Below are 21,212 nucleotides of genomic sequence, written 5' to 3' on the forward strand. Positions count from 1 at the left end.
GCAGGCCGTCGATGATGGCGACCGCATCGTCCGTGGCTGTCATCGCATTCGTCATCATCGGCGCGCTGGGCGGGCGGGCAGGTTATGCGCAGCCCGCACAGCCCGTATCGTCGCCTGACGCGTGCGATCCGGCCGACGCGATGCGTCCGCACTCCGTCGCGTTTTTCTACGGCAACGACGTGCCGGTTCGCCAGCTGGAAAAGTTCGATATCGCGGTCGTCGAACCCGACAGCGGCTTCGATCCACGTGCGCAAGACGTGCGACGCCCTGCGTGGTTCGCCTATGTGAGCGTCGGCGAAGTCACGCAAGAGCGTGACTATGCGCGCAGGATGCCGAAACAGTGGTTGTTCGGGCGTAATACGACATGGGCGTCGGCGGTCGTCGATCAGTCGGCGCCGGGGTGGCCGTCGTTTTTCGTCGAACAGGTGATCGCGCCGCTGTGGGCGCACGGTTACCGCGGCTTCTTTTTCGATACGCTGGATTCGTACCAGCTCGTCGCGAAGACGGAAGCGGCACGCGCGAAGCAGGAGGCAGGCCTGGTCGCGGTGATCCGCGCCGTGAAATCGCGCTACCCGACTGTGCAACTGATCCTGAACCGCGGCTTCGAGATCTTGCCGAAGGTGCACGACGCGGTCGCCGCGGTTGCATTCGAATCGCTGTTCGGCAACTGGGATCAGCGCAACCGGCATTACGGCGCCGTCCCTGCCGCGGATCGAGACTGGCTGCTCGCGCAAGCAAAGGCGATTGAAGCGCGCTACGCAATACCGGTGATCTCGATCGACTATTGCGCGCCGGACGATGCGGCTTGCCGCGGCACGATCGCTGCGAAGATTCGCGCGACGGGTCTCATTCCGTACGTGACGGACGAAGCGTTGCGCACCGTCGGCATGGGCCCCGATGTGACGGCGTCATGGCGATGCCGCGATGCGAGGTCGGGCGGAGGTTGACGCATCCAGTCTCCTGCTGTCGAGCGCATCTCGAGACAGCGCATCGATTGCCGCAATGATCGAATTGAACAGCCCGGAGAGTTCATCGGCGTACACACTGACGCGAGCAAGCATTTCTCGCTGCTCCGCGGTCGTGGCCTCTGCTTGCCAGCGCATGAACTGCTCGTCCTGAATCGGTAATGTGCCTCGTTGCCGCGCGTAGTAATGCCGGATTCGTTTGAGCATCGAGCCGTCCAGCGCGTGCGGCTCCATTTTGTGCGTGATGAGTTTGACCTGTATCCCACGCGCTTCGTCCAGTTGGGCGTCGAACAAATAAAGGAAGGTCGGCAAAAACTGGATCGGCCGCCATGTCGGCGCTTGTCGCGTGGTGTCGTTCATCGTTCGAAATCCGCCGGGATAACTGTTTTGTCGATCTGTGTCGAGAGCCCATCACGCTGCGGGAGCCGGTATTGAACGCCCTGGACCGGCATCGACCGCGCAATGCACGCAATACGCATGCCATCTGGTCCGCTCGTTCCGTCAAGGGTTTGCGGGCAGTGCTGCAACCCGTGTGTCAACGGATCGTGACACGGGTGTATGGAAATCCGTACGAGACGGCACGACATGGAGAACCTGGCCGCGCTCTCCTTGCCGATTCCTCTTTTCCTGGTGACGAGAACGGTCGTATTCGCGGCCGCGCATCGCATCGACCTGCGTGAGGCGATGAGGGATTCACACCATGCGCAATGTTCTTTGCGGCAACCGATAAAAAGATAATCCGCCCGCGATCGTTTGCGAGGACGAATAGTCACCTGATGCGACTGCGTGTCAGGGCAAGCCGACCGATAAATTCGACCGTCCTGCGAAATGTCTCTTCAGGCGGGGAATGCGTGCATTACAGTAAGTTTGCTTGCGTGCCGACAAAGCAGCAATACACGGAGGAAGAGCATGGGCTCCATGACAGTCGGCAGGAAGCTGGGCGTAGCATTCGGTATCGTCGTACTCATATCGTTGATCGGCAGCGCGATCTCGATCGTCAATTTTCTGAAGCTGAATCAGGCGAACGGCTGGAACATTCATAGTTACCAGGTCCTGCGAGCGAACGACGACATGCTGACCAGCATGGTCAACCTGGAGACAGGGGTGCGCGGCTACGTGGCCTCGGGGGATGACCGGTTCCTGGAGCCCTACAAGGCCGGCCTCAAGCAGTTCGCCACGTCGTTCGATCTCGTCCGCAGCCTCACTTCGGACAATGCAGCGCAACAGCGTCGTCTCGAGACACTGCGCGACATGCACCGGAAGGTGGCGGAGGTCGACGACAAGCTGATCGCCATGCGGCGTGACGTCAATGCAGGCACGCAGCCTGCCAATGTGCTGATCGACTACTTCAAGCAGGGCGACGACAAGCAGTTCATGGATCGCTATCGAGCCGTGGCGGCCGAGCTGAACGAGGCCGAGCAGTCGCTGCTCGATCAGCGTTCAGGGGACGTGGCGAGCTTGACTGCGTTGACCAAGTTGACGCTCGCGGCAGCAGGCGTCATCACCGTCATCCTGTCGATCGTGCTGGGAACCGTCATCACGCGCGGAATCATGCGGTCGCTGGGCGGTGAACCTGCCGACGCCGCGGTCGTGGCCGGGCGTATTGCCGAAGGCAATCTCGAAGCACCCGTGCCGGTCGCGCCGAACGATCGCGGCAGCCTGATGGCGTCGCTCGAATCGATGCGGCGGCAACTGAGCGGCATCGTGTCGGAAATTCAATCGACCGCGGAATCGATCACGACGTCGGCCGGCGAAATCGCGCAGGGCAACCTGGATCTGTCGCAGCGCACGGAAGAGCAGGCGGCTTCACTCGAGGAAACGGCGGCCAGCATGGAGCAGTTGACCGCGACGGTGCGTCAAAATACGGAGAACGCCAGGCAGGCGAACGCGCTCGCAGGCAGCGCCTGCGAGGTTGCGATGCGCGGCGGCGAAGTGGTGAACCAGGTGGTCGACTCCATGCGCGCCATTTCGAGCAGTTCGGGCAAGGTTGCCGAAATCATTACGGTAATCGAAGGGATTGCGTTCCAGACGAACATTCTCGCGCTGAACGCGGCAGTCGAGGCCGCGCGTGCGGGCGAGCAGGGGCGCGGCTTTGCGGTGGTGGCCGGCGAAGTGCGCACGTTGGCGCAACGCAGCGCGAACGCGGCCAAGGAAGTCAAGGACCTCATCACGGGTTCGGTGGAGAGCGTGGCGCAAGGGTCCCAGCAGGTCGAACGCGCGGGCGCGACGATGTCGGATATCGTGCAGTCTGTGCGGCGAGTGACCGACATCATGAATGAAATTGCATCGGCCTCGGACGAACAGGGAACGGGTATCGAGCAGGTCAACGTCGCCGTGGGCCAGATGGACTCGGTCACGCAGCAGAACGCGGCACTCGTGGAGCAGGCATCGGCGGCCGCGCAGGCGATGGCGCAGCAAGCCACCGCGCTGCGCAAGGTGGTCGGGGTATTCAGGGTGGGACGCGCGCTCGCGCACTAACGGACTCGAATCTCGGTGCTGCGTCGGAAGTCGATGCGACGGGCGCCGAGTCGCTCGCGTGGCGATGCTTTCGTGGATCGAAGCAGTTTGTCGCCGGATGTCCGGTGAAACGAACGCCGGCCGTATCGCGCTTCCGGGTGACGACGACATCGTGCACGCATGTCGTTTCGCTGCTATCCAGGCGTGGATGAATGTCGGCGCAAGCCTTCTACAGATTCTCGACCGGAACGGGGATTGTCTCGCCTTGATACGGCATCTCCGAGCACGGTCCGACCGCGCGAAGGATCCGGTGCCGGTTCAGTTCGAAGGCCAGCCGAATCTGCTGTTCGCTCGTATCCCGGGCGCCGAGGCACGCGCGGACCGTCTCGCGCAATAACGAAAACGAACGATATCCCCAACCAAATCCATACGCTGAAAATTGCAACGTGGCCGCATCCGTCAAAACGGGTAGCGTGCTCTCGATCGGTTGCATGTTCATCCTTGGCACCTGTTGTGAAAACCCTAGGTATTTCTCCGCGCATGTGGTCATGCATGGCGTTTACGCGGGCATGCCGCACTATCCGGCCCGCTTTCGACTACGTGAGCCGTTGCATTGACCGCTTTTTGTTCGCGTGAAATATGCAAGCGACGTGCCACGTCAAGGCCTATGCCGGACAAGGCGCTGCCGACAGCGTGAAATCAGCGGTGTCAATCAATCGATACACTGGCGTCAAAAAATTAGACGTCGATCGCGGGTGAAGCTGGTGTTGTTTTATGGTTGTCAATCAACCAAAATGGATTGGGAAGGGACGTTCGGCTGTTTGACGCCGGATGTTGCCCGGGACGATTCGTCGAGCCACACGATGATCGAATCGTACAGCGCGGCGAGGTGGTCGGCGCGGGCACCGAACCGCGTCAGCATGTCCCGTTGCTCCGCGGTCGTGGCTTCCCATTGCCAACGCATGAATTGCTCGTATTGAATCGGCATCAGCTTCCGTTGATTTGTGTAGTGATGCCTGACTCGCTCGCGCATCGCAGGGTCCGGCATGCGTCCTTCCGCGGTGTGCCGGGTCAGCTTGTCGAAGGTCGCGCGGGCTTCGTCCAGTTGAGCGTCGACCAGATAGAACAGGATCGGCAAAAACTCGATGGGCCGCCATATCGGTGGCCGTTGCGTGACTTTCGTCATCGTTGGAATGTCGATCGGGCTCCGCTAGGACGGTTCCAGCGCGCGCCGACATCGATCGTTTCCATCAGTCGATCGATGTCGAGCAAGGCCAGCATGTGCTCACCGTCGTCTCCTTCGTGGATGGCGAGGCCCGTGATGAATTCCGTTTGCGTCGCGGCCCCGACCTCCGGCGCAGGAAGGCGAGCGGAGAGATCGACATCGACGACGCCGCTCACGGAGTCGACGATCAGGCCGATCGCCTGTTCTGCACCGTTGAGTACGATGATGGCGGTCGGTACGGTGTCGCCGATCGGGTCCGGCGAGAACTTCATGCGCAGGTCGACGATCGGCATGACGAGGCCGCGCAGGTCGATCGTGCCTTTGACGAACGGCGGCGCATCGACGGCGGGCGTCGGTTCTACATAGGGGCGAATTTCGCGGACACTCTGGATATCGATTCCGTATTCGTCGTTGCCGAGCGCGAAGGCGACGCATACCTGCATGGTCGCGTCGCCGGCGCTATCGCATACGGGTGTGCTCTCCGCGATTTCAACTGCTTCCGTCATGTCATGCTCCAAAAGATGGTTGGATCGTGCCGATTCAGATGGCATTTCAGTTGACCGTCGCATGCGCTCACACATGCGAGAGATGTCGTTCTCGTCCCGATCAAGGACTCGAGGGGTTTCGAGCCGACCACCGCCTCTTCCACCCGTGTCGTGTTTGGCCATGAGGCCGCGCCCGCCAAAAGGATCGTGGCGTCGATCTGCTCGATGCCGCTGTGCTGTTCGCGGATGTCGTGGCGAACCGGTCTGCGATGCCTGCCTGCTGCGCCGCCGTGCTGACGGCCTGGGTCGTCATGCGGATGGAGTCGTCGGCGAGACGCGCGTCGACCCGAATTTCCTGCGCGGATGAGGCCGGCCGGACTTCGATCGCCTTCGCTTCTCCTGGCGCACGCTGTACGAGCCTGTTCACCTCGGCTGCCGCTTCTTCGGCACTGCGACTGATTGCGCAGGCACAAGCGGTGACTACCGCGATGGCGAGCTCGAGCAGGCGCGTCAGAAACGCGATCTCGATACCGTTCTCCTCATCGCCGCACAGGGACGTGGCGGGCACCGATGCGACGGTTTCTTCATCGTCGTCGCAGGGCGGCGCATCCGATAAGGTCGTCTTGGGTTCTGTCATGGCATGGTCCGAAAGCGGAAGGGGGCGCGCCGTATCAAAAGGCGGTCCAGTCTCCTGCAGCGTTCACTGCGGCACGGGGTGATGGCGTTCTTGCCTCCGTCACGGGCGTGCGGCCGGGTCGCACCGGCCGTGGCACGACCGCCGTGGTTGCCACAGTCCGGTGCGCCGCCGGCTGGTTGTATGCACGGCTCTCTGCGGACCCGACACGGAAGAACGAGACAGCCTCGGTCAATCGATGGCCCTGGTCTTCGAGCGACTTCGATGCGGCCGCCGCTTCTTCCACCAGTGCCGCGTTCTGTTGCGTGACTTCATCCATCTGCGTGATCGCGATGTTGACCTGTTCGATCCCGCGACTTTGTTCGGAGGACGCCGCGGCGATTTCGCCCATGATGTCCGTCACACGTGCCACGGCTTTCGTCACTTCGGCCATCGTATGGCCCGCATCGTCGGCAAAACGGGAGCCGTCCCGAATCTTCTGGACGGATGCGCCGATCAACGCCTTGATTTCCTTCGCTGCATTCGACGAACGTTGCGCGAGGCTTCTCACTTCGCTCGCCACGACAGCGAAGCCGCGACCTTGTTCACCCGCACGGGCAGCCTCCACGGCAGCGTTCAGCGCAAGAATATTGGTCTGGAACGCGATGCCTTCGATGATCCCGGTGATCTCGGCTATCTTCGACGAGCTGTGGCTGATGTCGGTCATGGTGTCCACGACCTGGCTGACCACCGCGCTGCCTTTGTGGGCGACGTCCGACGCACCGCCGGCCAACGCGCTCGCATGTTGCGCGCTCTCCGCGTTCTGCCGCACGGTGGCGGTGAGCTGTTCCATGCTCGATGCCGTCTCCTGCAGCGACGCCGCCTGTTGCTCCGTGCGGGACGACAGGTCCTGGTTGCCCGACGCAATCTGGCTGGATCCCGTCGCGATGCTGTCGGCGGCGGTGCGGACTTGCCCGATCAGCCGGACGAGGCTCGCCTGCATCTCGCCCATCGAGGCGAGCACGCTGCCTCGCGGCGCGGCTGCGGCGCCGTCGACGGTGCCGAGGTCGCCCGCCGCGACGCGGCGTGTGATGTCGCTCAGGTCGACGGGTTCCGCGCCGAGTGCGCGCGTGATGCTGCGCGTGATCAGGAACGCCGCAACGACGGCGACCGCGACGGCAGCGAGACAGATGCCGATCAGTAACGCGCGGTGTCTGTCGTACTGTTGCACGGACGCCTGCTTGCTTTCAGCCGCCCGATTGCTTGCGAAACCGACGTAGGTGTCGGCTGCTGCGACGAGTTCCTTCAGTAGCGGCCGGCATTGATCGTCGATCATCGCGATCGCCTGGTCCCGCTGGCCATGTAACGCAGCGTCGCCGATCGCGACGGCCACCGGGCCATATCGCGATTCAATGCGGTTGATTTCGGCCACCAGCACACGGGCTTTCGCCGTCACGTCGGGGTTGGTGGCGATTGCTTCGTTTAGCTGGCGAAGCCGTGCCTGCACTTCGTCATGCGCCTGCGTCATCGCAACGCGCTCTGCTTCGACATCGGCGGGTTTCGTCACGAGCACGAGATTACGGACGGCGACCGCGCGCTGAAGTACCGCCGCGCGAATTTTCTCCGTCAACGCCGCGCGTGCGCGCGCACCGTCGACGTAGCTGGCGAAACTGTCGTTCGCATCCCCGAGCGCACTGAGTGCGATCACCGAAACCAGAACCACCAGCGCGGCCATCATGCCGAAGGTCAGCGCGAGTTTCGCTCGCACGGTCAATTGTCCGAAGCTCATCTTTGATCTTCCCCTGTCGTTCGCCTTGATCGAGCGGTTGTCGTTGTGCTTGTTATGAACGCTGGGTCGGGAAGGCATCGACATCCGTCGACGCTCATCCGCATCCCGTCGTTGAAATCACGACCACGCAGGGACCGGTACCGTGCTTCGATGTCTTCGCGTGCCGTTTCGCGAAGGGTGAGCGCCGCCTGCCCGGTGCGATCTGCGAGATCGTTCCGGGCAATACATGCAAGCGGTGTGCCACATAAAGGGGACTGTCGGACAAGGCTTTGCCGACAGTGCGACAGCGAGACTGTCAACGCACCCCGACACGTGTGTCCGGAAATCCGACGCTAGCCGATGTCGAGGTTCGCCATGCGCGTGTATAGCGACTGGCGGCTGATGCCGAGCTGCTTCGCTGCTTCCGCGCGATTGTCGCCGGTGAGTTCCAGCGTGCGCAGGATCATCTCGCGCTCGACGGCGGCCAGTGCTTCCGACAGCGGACGATTGAGCATCGCGGCAGGCAGCAGCGCGTCGCGCGACGAAACACCGGGTTCATCGAGGAACGCGAGATCGCATCCAGTGACGACGGCCCCGGGCGCGAGCGCATTCACGCGCGCGATCGCGTTGCGCAGTTCGCGTACGTTGCCCGGCCACGCATACGCGATCAGACGGCGCTCCGCCTGCACGGACAGTCGCTTCGTCGTAGTCGCGCTCGACGTCGTGTCGAGAAAATGGACGGCGAGCGGCAGGATATCAGCCAGCCGCTCGCGCAGCGGTGGCAGATGAATGGGTATGACGTTGAGTCGGTAAAGCAGGTCTTCGCGAAACGTTCCGTTCGCGACCATGGTCCGCAGGTCCCGGTGGGTGGCCGCAACCACGCGGACGTTCACCGAAATGGACCGGTTGACGCCGAGCGGGGTGACTTGCTGGTCCTGCAGAACGCGCAGCAGCTTGGCCTGCATGGAGGTCGCCATGTCGCCGACTTCATCCAGGAAAAGCGTGCCTCCATCGGCTTCGACGATTCGGCCCGTCCGTGCGGCCGTGGCGCCCGTGAAAGCGCCTTTGCAGTGGCCGAAGAGCTCGCTTTCGAGAAGCTCATGAGGAATCGCCGCGCAATTGACGGCAACGAACGGGCCGGCGCAACGCGACGACGCAACGTGGAGCACCCTGGCCGCGACTTCCTTGCCGGTTCCCGTTTCCCCGGTGATGAGAACGGTCGCGTCCGACGCCGCGGCGCGGCCGATACATTTCTGTACTTCGCGCATCGCCGTGCTGATGCCGAGCAAGCGCGGCTCCGTACCGACAGGCTCGTCGAACGCGTCGACGTTCGCCTGCGCATGGGTACCGGCGTCGGGTGGAGAATGGGCCGCGAAGATGCGCTCGAGCAGGCTCGCGATATCGTCGCGGCCGACCGGCTTCGTCAGGTGGTCGAACGCACCCAAGCGCATGGCGGCGATCGTATTACCGCTACGGGCATAGGCGGTCAGTACCACGACGGGTACCGTCGCGAGTCGATGGACGCGCCGCAGCCTCTCGAGTACGGCTATTCCGTCCATGTCGGGCAGCCGGATGTCAAGGAATATGCAGGCGGGTTGCAGACCTCGCTCGATGCGGGCGAGCGCGTGCTCTCCCGTGCCGGCGCATAGGGTTTCGTGACCGAGATCGGTCAGTGTTTCGGACAATCCTTCGCAGAAGGCATCGTCGTCGTCGATCAGTAGGATGGTTGCCATGGGATATCGATGACAAAGCAGGCAGTAGGGGGGGCGGCGTGATAGGCGGTGCCGCCGTGCGACGCTGCGATCTCTCGAACCAGCGGGAGACCCAGCCCGCAGCCGCCTGGCCGCGCGCTGACGAAGGGTTCGAAGATACGCGTGAGCGCGCTCAGGATCAGCGGTGTTTCTGCTTCCGGAATGTCGCGCTTAATGCCGCTGCCCGGGTAAGACGGAAACGCGTAAGCGAGGAATCCACCGGCATGCTCGGACGCGCTGCCCGGTGGCCCGGAACGCGGCGCGCCTAGCCTCCGGAATCCTCCCTCGATGCCCGCCGATCCGGCAAGGGCCGCGTTGAGCACGTCGTGCAACAGTTGAACGTTCGGCTCCGTCGCGTGCGGTAACGACAGCGTGTAGTGGGATGCAATTGCCTCGCACGCTTCGCTCGCGCGCTGCTTGGCGGATGCGATGCGGTGGCTTTCGGTGCAACTGGCCATTAACCATACGATTGCGACCAGCGATGCGCATAACGCGGCGGCAAGTGCCCTGAGTAGCGACAATTGCGTCGAAAACCTTGGTCTGACTAGCGTCATAGCCTTGCGTCGAATGGTGCTACGTCTGTTCTCATGGAAACGGTCTACGGAATGCAGCGCAATCGCGCTTCGTCTGCGTCGACATTCAGTCGAGGATAGATTGGCAGGGGTGGGGATGATAGGACAGGCCGCTCGTATTTGAAGCAGGCGATGGTATGCGCTACGTACCCGCTCGCATCACGCGTTTGTCGGTTTTTATCAGACAATACGGTGATGGAGTTCGCCGCCCTCCAACCGTTCGCCCACGACGCGCGGAAGCACCCACATGAGGCGCTGGCGGGGAGCGTTCCGTTTCACGCCCATCCTAGGTAGATAATGAAATGCATGTGTCAGAGCGGGTTGCATTCATATATGGAAGCGATCCTTATTATCTAAATAGTACATAAATGTTTTGTTCGCGTCTTGCTCGCAATCGTTTGCGTGTGGTTCTCGTCAACAAAAGCAACGTGGCCGCGGTAGTCGGCCAGCACGTCGCGTGGCGATCTGGAACTTCCGGCGGTCGCCGGCCGCGCCGGCGATCACCGGCGGTTTCCAATGGATGCGGCACATCCCGCGGACGGTCGAAGCGTTCGGGCGTCAGGCCGTCGGCCGGCACGGGCGCTGTTTCGGCGCTGCCCCTTACATCGGGCGGGACTCGGCCATGAAGAGACTGGACCGGTCCGCATGAGTAAGGGAATTGAACTACTGGATCGAAAGGCCGATGATGGCGCCGGTGTGTCGGCATCGTCCAGAGAATACTTGTACGGAGCCCGGTGGCGACTTGCCCCGCGCGCGGGCTGTGCGAGACGGGAGGAATACTCCGTACGGGCCGGAGGGCGTGCCACACGATTCGTCGTTCCGTGTTGGGTTACTCGCCGTGCCATTCCTCTTGCGCTAGTTGCCCGCCAGCCTTGACTGATCGACAGCCAGTGCGTTCGCGATGTATATTTGTTATGTAAAATGGATTCCTTACGAAATCGGCAAACGATGGGGGAGTCTCGAAAACAATGGTTCGGCGAATGCAGTGAGCCGCGTGATCTCGGTGAGTCACCGACGGTGGCTCGCCAGCTCAGTTTTTTGAGGAATCAGGAAGCGGTCTCGATTTTTGGCCTTGGCGATTCACGACGGTGGCTTGCCTCGACCATTCCAGGTGGCGCCGGTTTTCGGATCCTGGTATTTCGGCTCGGCGGGGTCCGGTCGGCGTAACGAACGGACCCAAAAGCATGTGGACCATCTATATGAAGGTCGATGGTGGAATGTCATTGGCGTAATTGCGACCATCAATCGTTAGTCAAGGCGCGATGATATTTGGCGACGTACTTCGCCTGAGCGATGACTTTCCCGTGCATCTGATAGGCGACGAGCGCAGGACTCGCCGCCGGCGCCACGTCAATTCTTGCCACGTCCAAGGCCGACGCCGTCACGACATATCGATGCGACGCCCCCTGAGGCGGGCAGGGGCCACCGTATCTGGATTCGCCAAAGTCAGTCAACGTCTCGACAGCGCCCGCCGGCAAGAACTTCGGATTGCCGGAAGCGCCTTTTTCGATCGACGACTCCGAAGGTGGAATATTGACGACCTCCCAATGGGTCCAGCCGAGCCCGCCGGTTGGCGCATCGGGGTCGAAAATTGTCACGACGATGCTCTTCGTGCCGCGCGGAACGTTAGCCCACGAAATGCGGGGCGAAACGTTCTGACCGTGACAGCCAAAGCCTCCGTACACGTGTTCGTTCGTAAAGTGTCCGTGACTGAGGCCGTCGACCCTGATTGTGAACGGCGCCGCGCTGGCTGACGCCGGGATGACCGCTAGTGCCGCCGAAATGCATAGAATCGCGGGAAATAAAATCTTCGATCGCATGAGGTGCTCCGTTGAAGGGTAAGAGTTCAGTACAACGGTATCAACCGTATCGTGTAGCGATTCGCCCCGGAAGGCAGATTCGCGAACCACGGTGTTGCCTTCGCAGCAACGTCGTTGGCAGGACTTTCAGTCGATTCGGTCGTCGCTCGTGCCGGCGAGGTCGAGCGTCTGCATAACGAGAGCAGCAGCGGCGGGCGTTGAATGAGCGTGCAAGCGCCTTTGAACGAGTGGCCACCGCCCGAACTAGCGATTGTTTAAAAAAGAACCGCCGCGAGTCATGTGAGTTCGCGGCGGTTCTCCGGCACTCGTCAACGCAACCTATACGACTACGGTCGATAGTCGAGCGTCGATCAGTAGTCCCACTGCACCGGCACGAAGCGGAAACCTTCACCGCTCTTTGCAATGTGACCGATGGAGGGAAAAGCGACATGAGCCGCGGCCAGCAGTGAGCCGGTTTCAGCCGCTTCGTTGAGCAGCGCTATACGCACGTCGATAGCGCCTTCAGGATCGTGCTCGAAGCCATTTTGCCAATCGGGATTGTCGAAGTTGACTTCGAAAATCGCGTCCCCCACGAACGTGAGTTTCTCGCCGTTGGACGCGATGTCCACGACGCAGTGTCCCGGCGTGTGACCACCCGTCACGCGGGCCGACACGCCCGCGGCGACTTCCACGGTCCGATCGAACGGCACGATGTTTTCGCGGTAGAGTTCCACGAACCTTGCAGCAGCCTTGCGCAGCGCGGGAGGTACCGTTTCCGGCATCACCGTCTTGCTGAAGTCGGGGTCTTTCCAGAATTCAACTTCCGTGGCCGACACGTGAATGCGCACGTCGTGGCGCAGTTTGGCCTTGACGCCATCGACGTTCAGTCCGCCGACATGATCCATGTGCATATGCGTAATCACGATATCGGTGATCGCCGCCAGGTCGATGCCGGCGGCTTCCAGGCGCATCACCGACCGACCGGCGCGCGAAAAGTATTCGAATCCGTCGCCCACGCCCGAGTCGATCAGGATCAGGCGTTCGCCGCTACGCACAAGCGCGATATTCAGCGCCCAGTCGAACATGTCGCGCTGGAGGAACCGGCCGTCGAACCATTCGTTTCGGTCAGCTTCGCTCACGTTGGTTGACATGGTGGACGTCGGCAGCGGCAAAACGCCATCGCTGATCAACACGACGTCGACGTCACCCACGCGCACGGCATAGCGGGAAGGCACGAGTTCGCCTGCTCCGCCTTTCCCAAGGTTGGCGGTGACTGGCTGCAAATTTCGGATCGTTTCGCTCATCTTCTATAGTCCTATTGATTAAGTGGGGTAAGTCGCACAGCACGGCACGGCACGGTCAAAACGGCCCGGCGGTGCCGGGCCTCGACGACGACTGCACTAATTCACGGGGGTGAGGACCGGCGCCCCCTTGTTCTTGATCAGGAACACGACGAATCTTGCCGGCTTCGTGCTGCTGGCATTTCGGCCGACCGTGTGTATGTCTTTCGGGCCTTCGTGGAAGGTATCGCCGGCATGGAGCGTGACTTCCTTCCCGCCATTCAGGCCCATCACGATGCTGCCGTCCAGCACATAGACGAATGCGTGCGCGTCGTGACGATGAACGGGATCGACGCTGCCGGGCGGATAATCCACGACGATCATCTCGACCTCCTTGCCCGGATACTCGGGCAACGGCTCCGTGGTCAGCGTTGTAACGATCGCTTGCGGCGCGGCGGCGGCCGGCTGAACTGGCATCAGCAGTGACAGCGCGAGCGGTGCAAGTGCGAGCAGGATGCGTTTCATGTTGTTACTCCATGTTGGCCTTGTCGAGCCCGAACGTCTTGTCGAACGATCCGGGCACGATGCGGAACGCGACGTTCAGCCGGTTCCAGCAGTTGATCGCACCGACGAGGAAGGTCAGATCCGACAACTCCTTTTCGGAATAGTGGGCACGCACGCGTTCGTAGAGATCATCCGGCAAGCCATCCGACGAAAGATGCGTCAGGGCTTCGGTCCATGCGAGCGCGGCGCGTTCGCGCGGCGAAAAGAGCGTCGACTCGCGCCAGATCGCGACGTGATGCATGCGCAGCTCGCGCTCGCCGTGGATCCGGGCCATCTTGACGTGCATATCGACGCAGAACGCGCAGCCGTTCAGTTGCGATGCGCGAATCTCGACGAGCTCGCGGACCGGCGCTTCGATCGTCGTCTTTTGAAACAACCCGTCGAGTTCGACGAGTTTCCTGGTGAATTCCGGCGATTGCTGAAAGTAGTTGATACGTTGCGACATGATCCGTTCTCCTGATTTGTGGAAGTTGGTACTGCCGGCCCTGCGTATCGCGATTGATCGCACGACCCGCTTGGCAGCCATCGTAATCGCGGGTCCCGCGGGCCAGTAGTACCGGCCGCGTGCGCACTCTGTTGTTGCTTCGGCACCAATCGTTCGTCACGCATGCCGGCGAGATTCAGTCACGCCGACACGGCGACGACACTGCAGATTCCCTGCCGCGCCATCTTCATATAGGGGCACAGGCGTTCTGTATCTCGGACAAGACGTTCCGCAAGCTGCCGGTCGATACCCGGCATGCGGACGGTGATGTTGGCGATCAGCGCATATCCGCCATCCATCGGATCACGACCGAACGTGACTTCGACGGCCACGGTGGCGTCGCGAATATTGATCCGCTCGCGCTGCGCGAGCAGGCTCAGCGCGCCGTGAAAGCACGCGGCGTAGCCGGCGGCAAGGAGCTGTTCGGGATTGGTCCCGCCGCCCGGACCACCGAGCTCGGTCGGCAACCGCAGATCGAGGGCGAGACAGCCGTCGTCGGAGCGCGCGACGCCCGAAGCACGGCCGTGCCCGGATTCGCCTCCGGAGACGGTGACCGTCGTCGTATAGAGGGGGGCGAATTCCCGCCCCCGGTATTTGTCGAGCAGCGTCAGCGGCGGAGGTTGCAACCTCTCGTTCTCCATACTTCTCCCGGTCTGTAATCGGCGAACGCGAACGTTCCGAATCTTGCGTATCCGGATGGTGCGTGGTACGTCAACGCACATCGGCGCAAGGGGGCTGGCCTTGCCGGCAAGTTGATGCCATCACCCATCGTTCGAACGATAGCCGACGCGCTCTCGCATGCTAGTCAAAGACGTGCCGCCGGACCAGATCGACTCGGGATGCATGGTGTTGCCCGCTTCGTACCAATACGGCGAGCGCGACGGGTGCCCGGGCGCATGGATTTCTCCACGACTGCGGTAGGCGCCCGATGGGCGCTGGTTGCGTCGATCATCTTCATCGTGGTCGTGCCGCTGGTCTGGCTCACCAAGCTCGCCGGGGGCGGTGGTGGCATGGCGGGGATGCGCACTGAAAGAGACCGCCGGGAATCGTACGCAGGTGAACGGACGTGCGCCACCTTCGACCCGATGCCAGCGAGAAACAGCCCGGTTCTCTATAGCGCGATGATCGTGTGGTCGCACCGATGGTCGGCAGGATCTCCGAGCATTGCTTTCAGATCGCGCTCGATCGTGGCGCACAGCGTCGAAATGGGAACGTCGTTCGCACCGCCTTCGAACGGATTCTCGGTGCTTTCGCCGACCTGGTCGAGCGACGTATACATCCACGACACCGCGACGCTGCATGGCACGACCAGCCACACCATGTTGCCATGCATGAAGCCGCTCACGCCGTCGTTCAGCCGGTTGAATTCGCTCAGAAGACCGAACGGTAGGGAAAGGCAGAAGAACCGGACGAACAGCGAGCTGACGGTCGCGTACTGTCGCGGATACGGGAAGTTCTTGAAACGTTCTGATCTCGACTGGAGCGCGATGAAATCCCCGATCGTCTTGTGAAGCTCCATGTAGAAGCTCGTATTCAGCCGACCGGCCGCGTGAAGCGTCCCGAGCGCACTGCATTGCAGGTTCAGCACGAATGTCGCGATGGACATGGAAGAGAGCGCCTGTGCCGTCTCAGACGGCGACAGGTATTTCAGCAACACTTCCCTGATGTCCCGTTCCCACTCCGGAACGCGATAGTACCGGCGGTACTCCGCGTTGTAGCGTTTGCTCGTGCTTTCCCAGACCCGAGGGCGACGCAGTTCGTATCGCAGCGCGGTCAGCCATCCAAGGTGTCGATCGATCAACGTGCGGGAAATCGCTTCGTCGCCGGCAAAATCGCGCGCGAGTTGGCCCCAGCGACGGCTCTTGCCCACGATTTCGGTCCAGATTTCCAGCGCGTCCGTTGCGCGGTTGTACGTCTGGACATTCTTGAAGCCGACGATGAACGACGTCGCGGTTCCGAGGAGAACCACGATCGTCAGCGGGATCGACAACCATGTGACGCACAGGAACTTGTACAGAATGACCGGCACAGTCCCGAAGACGAAGAGCGCATAGATGTTCCAGCGTGTCCAGATCAGGAACTCCGACAACTTGTACGATTTTCCGAGATGCATTTCCTTTGCCTCATCGAGGACTCGGCGCGTCCCCGAATGCACGGCGCGGCGGCCACGCGCGACAGGGCAGCAACGACGATCTTCAGCGGACAGGCGCCGCTACCGCCCGACGGGCGTCGCGTCAATCAACGACAGTCACGATATTGACGGTGGCTGGTCTGGCCATCTTTGCGTACGGGCACAGGCGCTCCGCGGCTCGAACCCGTTCTTCCGCGATGTCCTGATCGACGCCGGGCATCCGGACGCGGATGTCGACGAGCAGCGCATGACCGCCGTCCATCGGATCGCGGCCAAACGAAACCCGCACCTCCACGACCGTATCGGCAGGTTCCATGCCGGCGCGTTGCTCGAGCAGGTTCAGCGCACCGTGAAAGCACGCGGCGAAGCCCGCCGCGAACAATTGCTCGGGGTTGGTCCCGTTGCCGGGTCCGCCCAACTCGGTGGGCAGGCGCAGATCGACGGCGAGGTTCCCGTCGTCCGAGCGCACGACGCCGGATGCGCGGCCGTGTCCCGTCTCGCCACCGGACACGGTGACGCTCGTCATATAGAGAGGCTGGAAATCCCGACCCCGATATCTGTCGAGGAGGGAGAGCGGAGGGGCCTGCAGCGTGTTGTCATTCATGATGCTTGCTCGAGTTCAGCGACGCTTCGATACCCGGTCATTCATTTGTCGAAGCGTGTTGTAAAGGGGGTTGCACGGCCCGGGCAAATGGCGTCTTCACGAACAAGTGGAGCGATCGACCGTATGCGGAGCGCGGCGATCTTCCGGTGCAGCCCGAATCCAGGTTTGTCCATGCAGAAGGGCGCCCCCATGCTAGCGGAGCGTACCGTGCGACGGTATGGCCGTCGCGGGTGATTCAATGTTTCCCGCCGAACACCAATCGGAGCCGTGACGCAGGACTGTGACACCCCACCGGCTGCGGCCCCCGCGTTAGCGGCCGACGCAGGCGCGCAGCGTTGTCGCGTGACGCTGCGCTTCGTCCGCATCGACGATGTTCGCGAACCCGATGACGAGGCCGCGCGGCGTGAGCGGCGTGTGGCTGTTCGTATACCAGATCGACAGCGGCACGACCGCGAGCCCGGCGTCGCGGGCGCGTGCGGCGACGGCGACGTCGTCGACCGGCCCCTCGGGCCCGTCGGTGAATCGCACCGCGAACTGGATGCCGCCCACCGGCAATTCGACGATCAGCCGCTCGCGGAACGCCTCGCGCAATGCATGCACGATCAGCATGCGGCGCTCGCCGTACAGCGCGCGCATGCGCTTCAGATGGCGGGCAAAGTGCCCCTGTTCGATGAAATCCGCCAGAGCCGCCTGCAGGAGCGGTGGCGACCCGGCATTCATGCTGCACGCCACTCGTTCGACGCGCTCCACGGCGCGCTCCGGCACGACCGCGTAGGCGAGCCGCAAACCGGGGTACATCGCCTTGCTGAAGGTACTGCAATAGATCACGCGATCGCGCCGGTCGAGACTCTTCAACGCGGGCAGCGGGCGGCCGAGATAGCGAAACTCGCTGTCGTAGTCGTCCTCGACGATCCACCCCGACTTTTTTTCCGCCCAGTCGAGCAACGCGATGCGGCGGGACAGCGACAGCGTATGCCCGAGCGGACTCTGATGCGACGGCGTCACCACCGCGAAGCGTGCCTGTGCGTCCAGCTGCATGCCGCGTTCGACGTCGATCCCGTCGGCGTCCACCGGCACGGGGACGAGTTGTACGCCGGTCTCGGACAGGAACCCGCGTGCGAGCAGATAGCCGGGATCCTCGAACCACACGCGCTCGTCCGCCCGCGCGAGGCTGCGCAGTATGAGTTCCAGCGTGGCGCGGTAGCCGCCGGTGACGAACACCTGTTCCGGCATGCAGGTGACGCCGCGCGACAGCGTCAGATAGGTGGCGATGTGTTCGCGCAGCGGCCGGTAGCCGGCCGGATTCGGATAGCCGAGCAGCGCACGTTCGCCGCTGCGCGCGCGCTGCGACACGAGCCGGTGCCAGACCTTGCGCGGAAACGCGTCGAGCGCCGGGAGCCCGGGTTGCAGCGGGCTCGGCTCGCCGCTCATCGCGACGGCGATCGGCTGCGGGCGCGGCGACGGCAGGAGGTCGGCGGGCGCGACCGACGGGGCCGCCGGGGCCGACGCCCGAGGCGGGCTCGCCGGTTCGCCGGGCCGGTTCGGCGGTGCGCCGGTGCGCGGAGGCGACGCCCGGGTGAGCGAGACCGGCAGCGACGGCGAGACGAACGTGCCTGCCGCGCCGCGCATCTGCAGATAGCCCTCGTCGACCAGGATCGTATAGGCCTGTTCGACGGTGCCGCGCGCCGTGTTCAGTTGCGTCGCCAGGCCGCGCAGCGCGGGTACGCGGTCGCCGGGGCGCAGGTGGCCGGCGGCGATCGCGGCCCGGAATCGCTCGCAAATCTGCAGATAGAGCGGCAACTGGTGCTGCCGATCGATTTCGATGGTCAGCGGAAGGGTGGGCTCGGACATCACGGCTTCTCAGGTCACGCACGCAGGGACAGGATCGGATCCAGCTTGGACTAGTCCGATCGCCGATTCTTGGCACTGATGGATAGGACATGATTCTTCCACAATTGCGTCACGCGATGCGACGGACATGGCCGCCTTCTCCGGATCCGGCACCCGCCAAGCCTGGTCGCATTCCCGTCAAATCCAATCGTCAGGAGATTGTGCGATGAAAATCGTTGTCATCGGTGGTTCGGGCCGGATCGGCTCACGTGTCGTCACGCTGCTCGCCGAAGCGGGTCATCAGGCGCTGGCCGCCTCGCCGAGCACCGGCGTCAATACCGTCACGGGAGAGGGCCTGGCCGATGTATTGACGGACGCGGATGTCGTGGTGGACGTGGTGAACGCGCCGTCGTGGGAGCCGCAGGCGGTACTGGATTTCTTCCGCACGGCGGCACGCAATCTCGGCAAGGCCGAAGTGGCCGCGGGCGTGCGCCATCACGTCGCGCTGTCGATCGTCGGCTGCGACCGGATGCCGGAGAACGGCTATTTCCTGGCCAAGGTCGCGCAGGAGCAGGCGATCGAAGCGGCGGGCGTGCCGTACACGATCGTGCGCGCGACGCAATTCATGGAATTCATCGGCGGGATTGCGGATTTCAGCACGCAAGACGGCACGGTCCGCATCGGTGACGGCCTGTTTCAGCCGATCGCCGCGGAAGACGTGTCGGCGCTCGTCGCGCAGGTCGCGCTGGCCGCGCCGCAGAACGGCACGGTCGAGATCGCGGGCCCGGATCGCGCGCCGTTCGCGGAGATCGTCGCGCGCTACCTGAAGTCGGTCGGCGATCCGCGCGCGGTGGTGACCGATCGCGACGCCCGTTACTACGGCGGTCGCGTCGAGGAGAAATCGCTGGTGCCGCTCGGGGAGGCGCGACTCGGCCGCATTGGTCTCGACCAGTGGCTCACAAGAAGCTGATTCGCGTTCGTATGTGCAGCGGTTCGCCGGCGCACGCCGGCAACGGGCAATCGAAGTGAACGACATGTCTGAGGAAGCGGAAATGAATCATTCGGAACCTTCGGAGCACGGCGTTTGTCGCGACCTGATCGGTCGCGCCGATGCGCTGTCCGCGAGCTTCGGTGCGAGCTATGCAGGCATCCTCGCCTTCGTTGCAGTGGCGAGCGAGGGAAGCTTTACCAAGGCCGCCGAAAAGCTCGGCGTCGGACGGCCAGCCGTGAGCCGGAATGTCCAGAAGCTCGAAGCGCAGTTAAGTACGCGGCTGTTCCAGCGGACTACGCGCATGACCGAGCTGACGAGCGAAGGCCAGCGATTCTTCGAGAACTGCCGCCAGGGCGTCGCGCAGATCGTCGAGGCCATGAACGACATGCTGGAACTGCGGCAGGGGCCGCCGCGCGGCCTGATCCGTATCAGCTCGGCGGTGGGGTTTGGCCGGAAAATCGTTGCGCCGCTGCTGGAAACGTTTGCGCGGGCGTACCCCGACATCGTCTTCGACCTACTGCTCGACGACCGGCCGATCGACCTAGTGTCGGAACGGATCGACGTGGCGTTTCGCAATGGCCGCATCGAGGACTCCAGCATCATTGCGCGGCAATTGATTCCGATGCAGATGGCGCTTTGCGCAGCGCCATCGTACGTGGCAAAGCACGGGCTCCCGAAGAGTCTGGCGGATCTCGACCGGCACGAGTGCGTCAACTTCCGATTCGCGAGCGGCCGCATCTTCGAATGGGAATTCAACGTCGACGGCCGAGTACAAAAGTACTTGCCGACGTCCCGCCTCACGTTCAATGACGCGGAGCTGGTGTTGCAGGCGGTTCTACGCGGAGCGGGTATCGCGCAGATGGCGGGCTATCAGATTCGCGACCACCTTGCATCGAACGAGCTCGTCGTCGCGCTGGCGAAGTATTTGCCGGAAGATCGCGGCCACTATATCTGCTATCTCAGTCGGCAACATCTGCCGACACGCATTCGTATCTTCGTCGACTTCATGACCGAGCAAATACGCGCACTTGACCTGAACTGCATGACCCGTTTCAACCCGGATATCACGGATGAGTCATCGCCGGCATTAGCTGCTTGATGGGACCGGTTAGCTTACGCGGCCCGAAAGCGGACATTTGAGCTTAGCTACTACAAACAAAAAATGCGATCATCAGCATTATGTCAAATAAAGAATTGACGTTAAATCTGAGCCGGAATCGCCGCGAACTTTCGAAATGAGAAATGGCGCGTCACCGATGCAACGCCGCGCGATTCGACACAATTAGTCGTTCCGCGGGCGTCACAGGTGACGCGCCTGACGCGTGAAGATTCGCGGCTGCCCGGAGCATGCGGCGGCCGCGGTATCGACGTCGCCTACTTCTTGATCACCGGGACGGTGAGCGCGGTGACGAGCGACGTCACGGGTGCCAGCAGACCGCCCGACGCGCTACCTCCTCCTTGCGCGGAATTGCCGTTCAGCGAAACCGCCAGCGCGGGAACGACGCCGGCCACCGAGCCGACGGCCGAACCGACCGATTGCACCGCCGCCTTGGCGATCGTCGCACCACCAGAGATGAGCGCCCCGGCGGCATTCGTCACACCGCCGACCGCGCCCGCTGCAGTGCCGCCGTTGAGCGCGACGCTCAGTGCCGGAAACGTTCCGGCGACCGCGCCGGCGGTACCGGTCACCGTG

Annotated in this window: 22 protein-coding genes and 1 pseudogene; 6 read left to right on the forward strand and 17 right to left on the reverse strand. The window is 62.7% G+C overall.

The genetic code is table 11. From position 1 onward, the window contains the following. The first annotated feature begins 11 nt into the window (after window positions 1–11). Window positions 12–947, forward strand: a complete 936-nt coding sequence (locus LXE91_RS35630) for an endo alpha-1,4 polygalactosaminidase (RefSeq protein ID WP_223274277.1) — start codon at window positions 12–14, stop codon at window positions 945–947. Here the strand turns inward: LXE91_RS35630 and LXE91_RS35635 are convergent. After that, window positions 909–1,325 (reverse strand): hypothetical protein, encoded by a 417-nt coding sequence (locus LXE91_RS35635; RefSeq protein ID WP_052760062.1) that lies wholly within the window; start codon window positions 1,323–1,325, stop codon window positions 909–911. The genes LXE91_RS35630 and LXE91_RS35635 overlap by 39 nt on opposite strands. Window positions 1,326–1,550: 225 nt before the next feature. On the opposite strand from LXE91_RS35635, the gene LXE91_RS35640 reads away from it, so the two are divergent. The 3 genes from LXE91_RS35640 (at window position 1,551) to LXE91_RS35650 (ending at window position 3,819) form a co-directional block, all read left to right on the forward strand. After that, entirely contained in the window at window positions 1,551–1,703 is a 153-nt protein-coding gene (locus tag LXE91_RS35640) for a hypothetical protein (protein WP_157644919.1), read from the forward strand. A 171-nt stretch (window positions 1,704–1,874) separates the two neighbouring features. Next, a complete protein-coding gene (locus tag LXE91_RS35645; RefSeq protein ID WP_039371761.1) occupies window positions 1,875–3,443 on the forward strand; it encodes a methyl-accepting chemotaxis protein in 1,569 nt (522 codons plus the stop codon). Window positions 3,444–3,501: 58 nt separating this feature from the next. After that, on the forward strand, window positions 3,502–3,819 hold the full coding sequence (locus LXE91_RS35650) for a hypothetical protein (RefSeq protein WP_157644918.1): 318 nt from the start codon (window positions 3,502–3,504) through the stop codon (window positions 3,817–3,819). Between the two features lie 384 nt (window positions 3,820–4,203). Here LXE91_RS35650 and LXE91_RS35655 read toward each other — a convergent pair whose 3' ends face one another. From LXE91_RS35655 to pdxR, 15 genes and pseudogenes are all read right to left on the reverse strand, one after another. Further along, entirely contained in the window at window positions 4,204–4,608 is a 405-nt protein-coding gene (locus LXE91_RS35655; RefSeq protein ID WP_052760063.1) for a hypothetical protein, read from the reverse strand. After that, the gene (locus tag LXE91_RS35660; RefSeq protein WP_046197097.1) at window positions 4,605–5,153 is read right to left on the reverse strand and encodes a chemotaxis protein CheW; all 549 of its coding nucleotides are present in this window, start codon (window positions 5,151–5,153) and stop codon (window positions 4,605–4,607) included. Before LXE91_RS35660 ends, LXE91_RS35655 begins: the two co-directional genes overlap by 4 nt. A gap of 100 nt (window positions 5,154–5,253) precedes the next feature. Further along, window positions 5,254–5,769 carry a hypothetical protein gene (locus LXE91_RS35665; protein WP_046197096.1) on the reverse strand — a complete coding sequence of 172 codons (516 nt, stop codon included), beginning with the start codon at window positions 5,767–5,769 and terminating at the stop codon, window positions 5,254–5,256. Window positions 5,770–5,803: 34 nt separating this feature from the next. Continuing rightward, complete coding sequence (locus LXE91_RS35670) at window positions 5,804–7,534, reverse strand: methyl-accepting chemotaxis protein (RefSeq protein WP_039371755.1); 1,731 nt, start codon at window positions 7,532–7,534, stop codon at window positions 5,804–5,806. Between the two features lie 332 nt (window positions 7,535–7,866). Then, a complete protein-coding gene (locus tag LXE91_RS35675) occupies window positions 7,867–9,246 on the reverse strand; it encodes a sigma-54-dependent transcriptional regulator (RefSeq protein WP_039371753.1) in 1,380 nt (459 codons plus the stop codon). Then, window positions 9,228–9,818 carry an ATP-binding protein gene (locus LXE91_RS35680; RefSeq protein ID WP_135370814.1) on the reverse strand — a complete coding sequence of 197 codons (591 nt, stop codon included), beginning with the start codon at window positions 9,816–9,818 and terminating at the stop codon, window positions 9,228–9,230. The genes LXE91_RS35675 and LXE91_RS35680 overlap by 19 nt, the downstream gene beginning before the upstream one ends. A gap of 1,098 nt (window positions 9,819–10,916) precedes the next feature. Beyond that, window positions 10,917–10,988, reverse strand: a pseudogene (locus LXE91_RS35685) (H-NS family nucleoid-associated regulatory protein); the annotation flags it as partial. Between the two features lie 89 nt (window positions 10,989–11,077). Beyond that, window positions 11,078–11,656, reverse strand: coding sequence for a YbhB/YbcL family Raf kinase inhibitor-like protein (locus LXE91_RS35690; protein WP_039371747.1), 579 nt, complete (start codon window positions 11,654–11,656; stop codon window positions 11,078–11,080). Window positions 11,657–12,006: 350 nt separating this feature from the next. Next, window positions 12,007–12,939 carry an MBL fold metallo-hydrolase gene (locus LXE91_RS35695; protein ID WP_039371744.1) on the reverse strand — a complete coding sequence of 311 codons (933 nt, stop codon included), beginning with the start codon at window positions 12,937–12,939 and terminating at the stop codon, window positions 12,007–12,009. Between the two features lie 96 nt (window positions 12,940–13,035). After that, complete coding sequence (locus LXE91_RS35700; protein ID WP_039371741.1) at window positions 13,036–13,440, reverse strand: cupin domain-containing protein; 405 nt, start codon at window positions 13,438–13,440, stop codon at window positions 13,036–13,038. 4 nt (window positions 13,441–13,444) lie between these two features. After that, on the reverse strand, window positions 13,445–13,924 hold the full coding sequence (locus LXE91_RS35705; protein WP_039371739.1) for a carboxymuconolactone decarboxylase family protein: 480 nt from the start codon (window positions 13,922–13,924) through the stop codon (window positions 13,445–13,447). A gap of 179 nt (window positions 13,925–14,103) precedes the next feature. Continuing rightward, the gene (locus LXE91_RS35710) at window positions 14,104–14,604 is read right to left on the reverse strand and encodes an Ohr family peroxiredoxin (RefSeq protein WP_039371738.1); all 501 of its coding nucleotides are present in this window, start codon (window positions 14,602–14,604) and stop codon (window positions 14,104–14,106) included. 470 nt (window positions 14,605–15,074) lie between these two features. Next, complete coding sequence (locus LXE91_RS35715; protein WP_039371736.1) at window positions 15,075–16,076, reverse strand: bestrophin family protein; 1,002 nt, start codon at window positions 16,074–16,076, stop codon at window positions 15,075–15,077. A gap of 121 nt (window positions 16,077–16,197) precedes the next feature. Beyond that, window positions 16,198–16,698 carry an Ohr family peroxiredoxin gene (locus tag LXE91_RS35720; RefSeq protein WP_039371735.1) on the reverse strand — a complete coding sequence of 167 codons (501 nt, stop codon included), beginning with the start codon at window positions 16,696–16,698 and terminating at the stop codon, window positions 16,198–16,200. A 309-nt stretch (window positions 16,699–17,007) separates the two neighbouring features. After that, complete coding sequence (pdxR, locus tag LXE91_RS35725; protein ID WP_039371734.1) at window positions 17,008–18,549, reverse strand: MocR-like pyridoxine biosynthesis transcription factor PdxR; 1,542 nt, start codon at window positions 18,547–18,549, stop codon at window positions 17,008–17,010. Between the two features lie 205 nt (window positions 18,550–18,754). Here pdxR and LXE91_RS35730 point away from each other — a divergent pair, with 205 nt between their 5' ends. Beyond that, window positions 18,755–19,498 carry an SDR family oxidoreductase gene (locus LXE91_RS35730; protein ID WP_039371732.1) on the forward strand — a complete coding sequence of 248 codons (744 nt, stop codon included), beginning with the start codon at window positions 18,755–18,757 and terminating at the stop codon, window positions 19,496–19,498. An 82-nt stretch (window positions 19,499–19,580) separates the two neighbouring features. Next, entirely contained in the window at window positions 19,581–20,618 is a 1,038-nt protein-coding gene (locus tag LXE91_RS35735) for a LysR family transcriptional regulator (RefSeq protein ID WP_039371976.1), read from the forward strand. Window positions 20,619–20,893: 275 nt separating this feature from the next. On the opposite strand, the gene LXE91_RS35740 is transcribed toward LXE91_RS35735, so the two are convergent. Further along, window positions 20,894–21,208 carry a hypothetical protein gene (locus LXE91_RS35740; RefSeq protein WP_039371730.1) on the reverse strand — a complete coding sequence of 105 codons (315 nt, stop codon included), beginning with the start codon at window positions 21,206–21,208 and terminating at the stop codon, window positions 20,894–20,896. Window positions 21,209–21,212 lie beyond the last annotated feature (4 nt).

Source organism: Burkholderia contaminans, assembly GCF_029633825.1.
GTDB lineage: Bacteria > Pseudomonadota > Gammaproteobacteria > Burkholderiales > Burkholderiaceae > Burkholderia > Burkholderia contaminans.